Below are 10883 nucleotides of genomic sequence, written 5' to 3' on the forward strand. Positions count from 1 at the left end.
ATCCTGAAAACGTTGTATCGAACCCGGCCAGGGAATTTCTGAAAAACCTGCCGGCGGCCTGGGACGACATTCGGTTCATCGACGGCGAGCCCGGCAAGTTCGCAGTGGTTGCGCGGCGAAAGGGGGGCGACTGGTGGATTGCCGGCATCAATGCCGATGTTCCGCGAGAGATCGCCCTGAAGCTGGACTTCCTGAAAGAAGGAACATACAGGACAACTTTATATCATGACGGAAAACCGGCCTCGCCGGATGCTGGTGCGAAGGATCTGCCGTTTGTTGCTGATCCGGTTGAAATCAATGCCGGGAAGCCGCTGACAGTGCAGATGCCTGCCGGCGGCGGGTTCGGTATGGTGTTGAAAGACAGCGCGAAGAAGTGATTAGTACTACAAGTATTGAGAATCGATCTGGAGAACCAACCCCCATTTCCCCAGCCCTCCGGTCCGGTCACCGGCTCTTCCAACGGCCTTCACCTCAAAAGCAAATTCCTACCCGCATTGTTCACTCCGGTATGCAATCAAACCCCAACCACAACCCCGAGGAACCGGATGCGTTCATTGCGCTCGTCCGGCCGCGGGCCGGGCGGCCCTATCCCGGAAGCAGTATAATCTGGATGCGAGAATAAAGGAACATGATTGTGAAAGTTGATGTTGTGCAGAGCCAGACGGCAACCAGCGGCGATTTGCCATACCCTGCCAATCGGCCTCCTTTGCAGGCTAATCCGCTGATCAAGCTGGTAGTTTGCGCACTGCTGGTTCTGACGGCGTTCAATGCATACGGCGCTGATCCGGCCAATGGCGGGTTCGAGGACGGCTTGACCGGCTGGCCGGAGGGACAGGCGGGCGTCAGTCTCTCGAGCAACGCGCACGGCGGCACCAATGCACTCAGTCTGGCCGCGGACACCAACACTGTGCAGGTTTCATCTCCGTTGTTCGCCGTAACACCCCACGCCAGTTACCGGCTGACATCGTTTGTCAAGCAAACTCGAGGTGAAGGTGATTACCAGGTGACCATTGCGTGGCTGACTGCTCAGGAAAAGGTGGTCGGTTACGACAACGACTGGTTCGGGCAGGACAAACCGCGCGAGTACACGCGGCACGGCACCATATACACAGCTCCGCTGGAAGCGCGGCGCTGCCGGATTCTGCTCGGCGTTGCGCCGGGAGTGGCGTGCCTTTTTGATGATGTGGCGCTGGAGCTTGCCGCACCTGCGCCTGCGCTTCGTTTCAAGGCCGTCTGGCTCGATGCCGCGGGCGCGGCCATTCGCACGGACGAGCCGGAGCAAGTTGGACCGTCGAAGGTCTCTCCGCAGCACCCCGCTCTACAAAAGGGCGAGGGAGGCGGAGCTCAGCATGTAACCTGGGAGGGCACGGGCGGCACGCCAGTGTCGCCTGCGCCCGCCTGCTCGCTCAAGAGCAGTGTGCTGACCGTGAACGAACTCCAGTACTACACGCTCAGCGCCCGGGCCAAGGTTGGGAAAGAACATGCGCTGCAGTCGTTTCACGCCGACTTTTTCGCCCCGCGTGGCGCGGCTCAGTTGAGCATAACCGCCGAAATGGACGGCGCGTGTTCCATCAAGGAAACCAGCCTCTGCCAATCGTCCGTCTTGTACCCTCGTCTGGATGCGCGCCCATATCGCGTTTGGATGTGCCCTGATTTCCGCACTGACCCCAATCCGCTGTTTCCAACAAACGCGCCGTGGGCCGAAGCGCGTGGCGCATTGGCGGTCTTCAAGATGCATATGCGTGTGCTTGCACTCAAGGACGCTCATGGCGAATGGAAACGGCCATGGAACCTCGATGTCCCGAAACTGGTGCAGTTTCTGCGCGCGGCGGACAAACCGCTGGCGCTGGAGGCAGCGGGCATCTACGGCGAACTGGGCGAAGATATCGGGATCAGGTCTGCCGATCGTGAACTCGAGTTGCTTGATCGCGTATATGCGGCTGGCGGACGCATCGCTTCGCTTGGACTGGACGATCCCATCAGCCGCGTGTTGAAGGGCGGGCGCAAGCCGGGTGAAGGCGGTGCCTATGGCAATCCGCAGCTACCTCTGGCCAAGGCCATCGCGCAGTTGGTTGCGTACTTCAAGCGCATCCACGAGAAACATCCGGAAATCGAGATCGGCATCATCCCCAACACCGTCTGGTGGGACTTCGAGAAGCATCAGTCATATTTTGGCCAAGGATCGTGGTCGGCCGGTTCAGGCTACGAACTGACCCAGGTGCTCGACGAGTTGTTGAAGGCCCTCGATGCTGCCGGCGAGCGGCTTGCATTCATCCACATCGACACTCCCTACGATTATCTTACCGCGACCCACTCGCCGCTGGTTTCAACGCCGCTCAACGCGACCGCGAAAATTCTCGCGATAGAAAAGTATTGCCGCCGCCACGGCATCCGCTTTGGCCTGATTTACAACTCCGAGGCGAGGCGCACGCACAGCGAAGCGCAGTATGGAGAGGAGACGCTGAAGGCCCTCCACCTTTACCGTGCCGCGGGCGGACAGCCGGACGACCTGATTGTCGAGAGTTGGTACGACTTCACCAAAACGCTGTTGCCGGAGACCAATCCCGTGTCGCTGACGCGCCTGACGCTGGACGTCGCCCGACAGGCCGGGCTGCTGTATCCGCACTCGGCGGGCCGTTCAATAAACTCGATTCCGGGTCCGCGGCGATGAACATTTGCCCGATCAATCATCCCCCCTTTTTCCCGCCCTCCGGTCCGGCCGCTAGAACGCCGCCGCTTTCTGGCGTGCCTCGGCCACCGCGGCTGCAAGCACCTTCTCAGCCGCGTCGGGCCCTTCCGCGGCGGTCGGCTCGACGAGAATCACGCCGACTTTCTCGATGCCGATGAACCCCAGGACGGCTTTCAGGTAGGGCAGTTGAAAATCCATCGCCGCGGCCGGCGTGCCGGACTCATAGCGCCCGCCGCGCGCGAGGATGAGCAGACAAGGCTTTCCGCGCATGAGCCCCTCGACCTTTCCCTGCGGCGTATAGCGGAACGTTTCGCCCGGCTGAACGATGACGTCGATGTAATGCTTCAGGGGATAGGGAAGGGCGAAGTTCCACATCGGGGAGGAGACCAGGAGTTTGTCGGCCTTTTTGAATCGGCGGATGGTTTCGGTGACCCGAGCCCAGGCCTTGGCCTGGTCGGCGGTCGGGGCTTGGCCGCCGAGGATTTGCATCTTGGCGCCGGCGGCCTCGCCGCGGAACTCGATCGGCGGGCGGGCCGCCAGGTCGAGCGTCTCGATCGTGTCGGCGGGATGCGTTTTCGCGTAGGCCTCGAGAAACGCCCGGGCCGTGCGAATGGAAAACGACTCGTCCCCGCGCGGGGACGCCTGAACGTGCAGGATGTGGGCCATGCCGGGCCTCCTTTTGTCTGGGCGACTCTCTATTCTATCCGCTGCTTGAGGGTGAGGCTATGCGTTTTCGCGTCTCAACTCGGGCGTGGCGGGGGGCGGGCGCGAGCGGGTAGGATGGTGCGGCGTCGGCGGCATCGGAGGATTCGACTATGCGCTACGCGGTGCGATGCGGGGCGGCGGTTCTGGTTTTGCTCGTTGCGTCGGCGGCGGAGGGCGAGGTCCGCGTCCCCGTGACGGCCGACAACTCCATCGTCCTGGTGGACGGGGAGTATCACCTCAACGCGGGCGCCGAACCGCGCATCCGCATCAAAGACGCCGCGCCGCTACGGGGGCGACTCGTCCGGTCGGCGATGCTCGTTTGCCGGCGCGTGGACCACGAGATAAGCGGCGTGACGCTTTCGACGATCTCGGCCGACTGGGACGAGATGAAGTCCAACGCCCTTACGTCCGGCGTCCAGCGCGAGGAAGGGTGGGCGTGGCCGGGGGCGCCGTTCCCGGCCGTGACGGGGGGCAATAGTTTCTCGCTCGTCTCGCAGGCGCGAAGCGCGCTCCAGGACGGCGCGTACCATTGGGAAGTGGCGCCCGACCTTATTCATGCGATCGCGATCGGGGCGGCCCACGGCCTCGCGATCCACGAATGGGTCGCGGACTATTCGCGCAACCCGCGGATCTACTCGCGCGAGGAGCGCGGCAAGGAACCTTACCTGGTGGTCGAGTTCGGCGGGACGGAGCCGAAGCCCGACCCGCCGACGGACCTCCGCGTGGCGGACAACGGGGACGCCGACGGGATGCGGCTGCACCTGCGCGGACCGAGGAACGGCTTTGCGTACGAGGTGACGGTCGGCGGGAAGGCGCTGCCGCGGTGGAACATTCCGTTCGTCGCGCCGGGCCGGGAGCAGGTGATTTTGGTCCGCGACCTGGGGCTTGCGCCCGGCGCACGGGTGGCGATTTCGGTCGTGACGCTCAGCCGCACGGGCGAAAAGAGCCGGCCGGTTTCGCTGACGGCCACGGTTCCGAATCCGAAGCCGCCGCCGATGCTGAGCGTCCCCGCCGCTTCCGCCGCCAAGTCCGTGTTCAGGGACCTCTGCGTCATCCCGGTGCTCGACAAGTACGACGCGGCGGGCAATCCGGTCGGGGATTTGCCGGCGGATTACCAGACGCGGAACGGCGTGTTTGACGGCGGGACGATTCGCCTCGCGGCCGCGCGGGGCGAGGTCGTGGGGTTCCAGGCGCTCCTCAAGGGCAAGGGCGCGGTGACGCTGGCGTGCGAGTTGCCGGGGATTCGGACCGAGATGCGCCGCGCCGTTTACGTCGCGTCGGAGGGAGGGCGGCGGATTCCGGATCCGCTCGTGCCGTTCGAGCGGCTGGACCTTTCGCCCGACGCCTGGACGCCGGTCGTCGTGGACGTCTTCGTGCCGTTCGACTTCGCGCGGGAACGCGTCGCGGGTTCGCTCAAGGTGTCGGACGGGCGGACGGTGCCAATAGCGCTTACGGTCCGGCGGTTTGCGATTCCGCGCGAGGCGAGTTTCCTCTGCGAGATGAACTCTTACGGATTGCCGGACAAGGTGAGCGAATTCTATCGGCTCCAGGAGATCGCGTACGACCACCGGGTGCACGCGAACATCCTTTATTACTCGCACAGCACCGCCGCGCCGGGGGCCCGCAAGTGCAACCTGGACATGGTGATGCCGAACGGCCGGCGGATGGACGAGAAGCGCTACAACGCGATCGAGCCCGGTGCGGCGCGCGGATACTGGGACGATTTTGTGGCCGTCTTCGGCCCGTACCTTTCGGGGAGTTATTTTAAGAACGGCCACCGGGGCCCGGTCCCGGCGCCGGGGTTCTATCTCGCGTTCCACGAGAGTTGGCCGCTGAACGTGCGCGCCTATTTCAACGGCAACGCGGACGCGTACGAGGCGTTCAAGGGCCGGCCGGAGTATGCTGAGACGTTCGTCAACATTCTCAAGGATTTTCTGGGCGTGGCGGAGCGCGAGGGCTGGACGCGGACGGGGTTCCAGATCTACCTCAATAATAAAGGAAGCCTGAACGAGCGTGAGAAGAATCCGTGGATTCTGGACGAGCCGACAGCGTACTGGGATTACCGGGCGCTGGCGTATTACGCGGACCTCGTGAAGCGCGCCAAGGGGCCGGAGCCGCACGCGACCGTGCGGTACCGCATCGACATCTCGCGCCCGGAGTTCGACCGCGGCCAACTCGAGGGCAAGGCGGACCTCTGGGTCGTCAGCACGGACGCCCTGCGGCAATACGGTTGGCTCGTGGCGGACCGGACCGAGCGGACGGGCGAAAGGATCTGGATGTACGGCTCGACGAGCCGCGTGGAGGAATCGAACCGCCAGACCGCCCGGTGGGTGCTCGAGGCGTACCGCGCGGGCGCGTCGGGCATCGTGCCGTGGCAGACGATTAACAAGGACGGCTCGGCGCTGCGGCAGGCGGACACGCTGGGCCTTTTCATCTTCGAGCCGAAAGGCGACGGGCCGGCCGCCATCCATCCCTCGATGCGCCTGAAAGCCTACCGCGAGGCGGAGCAGACGATCGAGTACCTGGAAATCCTGCGTCGTCGGCTCGCGCTCACGCCGGGGCAGACGCGCGAGTTCGTGGACCATTACGTCGGCGGCGAGAAGGGCGCGTCGGCGGAGGCGTGGCGGGCCCTCCGCGAAGGGGTCGCCGAACTCATCGAGTCCCGCACGGAGCGCGGCGGGTCGTAGCGGCCGGCGGGCACTTTTGCTTTTGACGGGAGCGAGCCCGAGCGCCTATAGTCGGCGTGGCGGGGCGCGCTCTTTCCGGCGGTGATGGGGGGCAACAGTTTCGCGCTCGTCTCGCAGGCGCGAAGCGCGCTCCAGGACGACGCGTACCATTGGGAAGTGGCGCCCGACCTTATTCATGCGATCGCGATCGCGGCGGCGCCGGGGCCGAGAACTTCTTCTCCAGCAACCATTGCCATTCCCACTCGCCCTTCCACTCACGGGTATACGTGCCGTCCGGGTTGCGGGTGATCTTGAAGTTGGCCCGCGTGCGGTAGGCGGCCCGCAGGCGGTCACCGGTGATCTGGATGACGAAAAAGCCCGCCGTCAGGTTCCCGTCGTTGATGCAGGTCCACTTCTTCGTTTCGCCTTCCGGGGCCCATTCGCGGGTGCCGGTGCCCGTGTGGCCGTACAGGTAGAGGATGACGTTGTAATCCTTGGCGGCGTCGTAGGCGTCTTTCCAGTCGTCGGCGACCCACCAGTCGGTGTCGAAGCCGGCGTGGCTCATCAGGACGACCGGCCAGCCGCTCGTGCCGACCTTCTTGGCCAGGTCCTCCTTGAGGAACGCGAGCGACCCCTGCGGGTCGTGCCACACGGGCGAATAGCGGACGCTCTCGCGCTGCTTGTCGGCCGGATAGAAGTTGAGTTGCACGAAGTGCACGTCGTCCCAGTCCCACGAGTAATGGAGGCCGTTGGCCGAGACGTTCGAGATGAGGCCTTTGGCCAGACGGACCCGGTTGCGCCGCTTGAGTTCGGCCTGGAAACTGAAGGTCCCCTTGGTCTTGCCCTCGGGCGGGCCGTCGTGGTTGCCCCAGCCCTCGAAGACGGGGAATTTCAGCGCGCCGTCCGTGCCGTCGAGGCCGACGTCGGCCAGGAAGGCCTTGTACTGTTCCTCGGAGACGTTGCGGCCGTCCTGGGCGCGGTCGCCATCGTCGATGCAGTCGCCCAGCAGGAGCACGCCGCGCGGCCGGGCGATGGGGCCGCCGCCTAGTTTCTCGGGCCACGCCAGGTCCGTGACGGCGTTGATCTGGAGGATGGTCTCGTGGTCCCACTCGTTCCAGGTCTTGGCCTCGGCGGCCTTGTAGTGCGAGTCGGAGGTGGAGATGAAGGTGAAGTTGCGCGCAGCGGGGGGCGCGGGCGGGGCGGGGGTCTCGGCGGACCACGCGCGGGCGGCGAGGGCCGACAGCATCAGCAGGGCGACAAGCAGCGGTTTCTTTGGCGACAAGGCAAGTTCCTTGACTGTCGGAATAAAGTGTTCAAAAACGCATCGAAGCAGTTCCGGGGACAGGATACAATGGCATTAAGTTAAGGGTTTTCGGGCAGTTTCCAAATGGGTGGAGGCCGGCAGAACCGGGCCGCAAGGCAGCACCAAGGCCATTCGGCGGCTGGTGCGCCTGCCTTCGAATGCCATTGGGGACAGGATACTTATCTCCGAAGAATACAGGCAGCCACCGGTTGCCCCGCCGGGTGACGTGATGCGGGTTACCCGCAGCGACCGTCCTGGCCAGGCGTGCCATGGTGCCAACGTACCCGCCCGGCGGCGGGCTGTCAACTCAATTCAGTATATTCAAACGCGGAGTTCCGGGGACATGGTACTTATCTCCTGACGGCGTCACCCTCGGTGGGGTACAGCCGTTCATGTGCCACGGCCCGCCTGGGTGGGCCGTGGTGGACGATTCCGTTGGTCCTTATGGCTTCAGGTTGTTTCGCAGGGTCTGCCGCACCCCTGGCACGCAATGACGAGCGATGGCCGGCGAGGCGGGTAAGAATATCCTCCTTGCCGCGGAAGTGATTTACGACCGGCCGGGCGATGAGCTTCCGAAACTCTACGCTGTCTTTCCCTACCGGCTCTATGCGGTGGGAAGTCCGGATTTGGACATCGGACGCCGGACCTTTGAAAAATTCGTGCCGCCCCAACCGCTGAGCGTCTATCCTTTCGAGGGGAGGATTGGTAGTTGGCGGCAAACCCCCATCCAGGCCGCGTTGTCCAATGACCAGTGGCTCCAACTCGATTTCACTGAGCCCACAACCATTAACGAATTCAGGATCAAAGAGGATGCATCCTCTTCGATCATCCGCTATGTAATCGAGTGCTGGGACGCCAATGACTCCCGATGGGTGGGTTGCTTCAACGGCAGGACCATCGGTCCCGACTTCATCGCGCCGATCGTCAGCCGGACTACGCAGAAGGCGCGGCTGTTCATCATGAGGACAACCGGAGGCAATCCGGCCATTTGCTCATTCGAGGCATACAACGACACCACCGGCGAGGTCTTCAACGTCCCAGTTGGCGGTGTGCCACCAACGCGCCCCGGCAAGTGATAGCCGCGCCTTGAGGGATTTCGGCCACACAGCACGGCAAAGAAGAGGGGGGCCGTCCTGGCGGTTGCGCACCAGCCCTTTCGGGTTTTCAAATAGAAACGCCATGACGACCGACCGCTCATCTTTCCAGGCGATCCTCGCCATCGTGCCGCCGGGCGCTTTTGCTTTTGACAAGGGCGCGGCGCTGAACCTATATTCTTCTCGATGCGGCGAGCGGCCGCGGAACCTCTGGTCAGGAGCGGATCATGGCGAGGAAACGTTTCGTCGGGCTCGCAGTCCTGGGACTTGCGTTTCTGTCGGCCTCGTTGGCGGGATGTTCGAGCGGGTCGCCCGAGCCGGGACGGTACTACAAGAAACAGGAAGGGTTCTCCATCCGGTTTCCGGCGGAGTGGGAACAGAAAGAGAACGTGATGGGGACGGTGGTGATCGCCCTGAGCCCGGCAGAAGGGGAGGCCGATACGTTCCGTGAAAACGTGAACGTGACGGTCGAGGCGCTGCCGTCGCCGATGACCCTGGACGAATACTTCAACCTTAGCAGGGTGAACCTGGGGAAATTGCTCACCGAGGCCCGGCAGCCGGAGGTCGCCGACGCCCGACTCGGCGGCGAGGCGGCCAAGCGGGTCGTCTATCAGACGACGATGGGACAGATTGGCGTCAAGGGCACGCTCTATGTCGCCGTGAAGGGCAATCGCGGCTACGCGCTGACGTGCTCGGCCACGCCGGACTCGTTCGACGCCTACAAGGCCCGCTTCGAGGAGATTGCCAGCACGTTCCGGTTCGAGTAAGGGCGCGGCTGAAGACGGCACTGGCGGACAAGCCGCCAGTGCCACCCGTGACGAGCGAAAGAGAAGCCCGGGGATTCCAATCCCCGGGCTTTGCGTTTGCGTGGCACGGGTGGGGACGCCGCGCTACGCATGAGGTTCGAGGTGACGGCACGCGGCCCGCCCCGAAGGGGTCCAACTGCTGAACAGGGACAAGCGGGCCGGCGAGCCAGCCCCGCCGACTCACACCCGTTTCAGTTACTCAGGCACTCAGGAACTCAGGCACTCGCCGTTCACGCCATGCCGCCGATCATCCGGTTGATGGCTTCGCCGGCCGGCACCATCGGGAAGACGTTCTCCTCCGGCTCAATGTGGAAGTCGAGGACCCAGACGTTGCGGTCGGCGAAGGCTTCCTCGAGGGCGGGGCGGACTTCCTCGGCCTTGGTCACGTGCCGGCCGCGCGCCCCGTACGCCTCCGCCACGCGGACGAAGTCGGGGTTCCCCGCGAGCGTCGTCCCCGAGTATCGTTTCTTGTAGAAGAGTTCCTGCCACTGGCGGACCATCCCCAGGTAGCCGTTGTCGAGGATGCAGACCTTGACGGGCAGGCGTTCGTGGACCGCGGGCGCGAGTTCCTGGATGTTCATCTGGAAGGATCCGTCGCCCGCGATGTCGACGACGATGGCGTCGGGCCGGCCGGCCTGGGCGCCGATCGCCGCCGGAAAGCCGTAGCCCATCGTCCCCAGGCCCCCGCTGGAGATAAAGTGCCGCGGATGCCGGTGCGTGTAATACTGGGCGGCCCACATCTGGTTCTGGCCGACCTCGGTCGTGATGACGGCCTCGCCTTTGGAGACCTCACACACCTGCTGGACGACGTACTGGGGTTTCAGGCCGTCGCCTTTGTCGGCGAGCGGATACTTCGCTTTCCATTCAGCGATTTGGGCGAACCACTCGGCGCGCTGGCGGTGCTGGCAGAGTTCCAGCAGGCCCGCCAGGATGTCCCGCGCGTCGCCGACGACCGGGATGTCCACCCGGATGTTCTTCGAGATGCTCGACGGGTCGATGTCCATGTGGATGATCTTCGCGTGCGGCGCGAAGTTCTTGACGTCGCCCGTGATCCGGTCGTCGAAGCGCGCACCGACGGCGATCAAGAGGTCCGACTCCTGGACCGCGTAGTTGGCGTACGGCGTGCCGTGCATCCCCAGCATCTTCAGGGCCAGCGCGTGGTCCTCCGGGAACGCACCGAGGCCCATCAGCGTCGTCGTGACGGGGATGTTGGCCTCCTGGGCGAGCCGGCGAAGTTCCTCCGACGCCCCCGCGATGATGACGCCCCCGCCCACGTAGAGGAGCGGGCGCTCCGAGGCGTTGATCGCCTCGGCCGCACGCTGAATCTGCCGACGGTTCCCCTTCACGACGGGCCGGTAGCCCGGCAGGGTCACTTCGTTCGGCACGGGGGCGTCGGTTTCGGCGACGGCGACGTCCGAGGGAATGTCCACGAGGACCGGCCCCGGCCGGCCGGTGCGCGCGATGTGGAACGCCGCTCGTAGCGTCTCGCCCAGTTCGTTCACGTCCCGCACCAGGTAGTTGTGCTTGGTGACGGGGCGCGTGATGCCCGTGATGTCCGCCTCCTGAAACGCGTCGTTGCCGATCAGGTGCGTCTTGACCTGCCCCGTGATGGCCACAAGA

At 64.4% G+C, this 10883-nt stretch carries 8 protein-coding genes; 5 read left to right on the forward strand and 3 right to left on the reverse strand.

The window, feature by feature from the left end:
* Both NTX40_00585 and NTX40_00590 read left to right on the forward strand, forming a co-directional pair.
* Positions 1–377 (forward strand): glycoside hydrolase family 97 C-terminal domain-containing protein (locus NTX40_00585; protein MCX5647589.1); only part of this gene is annotated, 377 nt, incomplete at its 5' end.
* A gap of 257 nt (positions 378–634) precedes the next feature.
* Positions 635–2671 carry a hypothetical protein gene (locus NTX40_00590; GenBank protein ID MCX5647590.1) on the forward strand — a complete coding sequence of 679 codons (2037 nt, stop codon included), beginning with the start codon at positions 635–637 and terminating at the stop codon, positions 2669–2671.
* A gap of 51 nt (positions 2672–2722) precedes the next feature.
* Here NTX40_00590 and NTX40_00595 read toward each other — a convergent pair whose 3' ends face one another.
* A complete protein-coding gene (locus NTX40_00595; GenBank protein ID MCX5647591.1) occupies positions 2723–3355 on the reverse strand; it encodes an NAD(P)H-dependent oxidoreductase in 633 nt (210 codons plus the stop codon).
* A 149-nt stretch (positions 3356–3504) separates the two neighbouring features.
* Between NTX40_00595 and NTX40_00600 the strand changes: the two genes are divergently transcribed.
* Complete coding sequence (locus tag NTX40_00600; protein MCX5647592.1) at positions 3505–6081, forward strand: hypothetical protein; 2577 nt, start codon at positions 3505–3507, stop codon at positions 6079–6081.
* Positions 6082–6250: 169 nt separating this feature from the next.
* On the opposite strand, the gene NTX40_00605 is transcribed toward NTX40_00600, so the two are convergent.
* Positions 6251–7342 (reverse strand): metallophosphoesterase, encoded by a 1092-nt coding sequence (locus tag NTX40_00605; GenBank protein ID MCX5647593.1) that lies wholly within the window; start codon positions 7340–7342, stop codon positions 6251–6253.
* Between the two features lie 521 nt (positions 7343–7863).
* Here NTX40_00605 and NTX40_00610 point away from each other — a divergent pair.
* Together NTX40_00610 and NTX40_00615 are read left to right on the forward strand one after the other, a co-directional pair.
* Positions 7864–8439 (forward strand): hypothetical protein, encoded by a 576-nt coding sequence (locus NTX40_00610; protein MCX5647594.1) that lies wholly within the window; start codon positions 7864–7866, stop codon positions 8437–8439.
* A gap of 245 nt (positions 8440–8684) precedes the next feature.
* A complete protein-coding gene (locus NTX40_00615) occupies positions 8685–9224 on the forward strand; it encodes a PsbP-related protein (protein ID MCX5647595.1) in 540 nt (179 codons plus the stop codon).
* A 269-nt stretch (positions 9225–9493) separates the two neighbouring features.
* On the opposite strand, the gene ilvB is transcribed toward NTX40_00615, so the two are convergent.
* Positions 9494–10883 (reverse strand): biosynthetic-type acetolactate synthase large subunit (gene ilvB, locus NTX40_00620; GenBank protein ID MCX5647596.1); only part of this gene is annotated, 1390 nt, incomplete at its 5' end.

The organism is Planctomycetota bacterium (assembly GCA_026387035.1).
Taxonomy (GTDB): domain Bacteria; phylum Planctomycetota; class Phycisphaerae; order FEN-1346; family FEN-1346; genus JAPLMM01.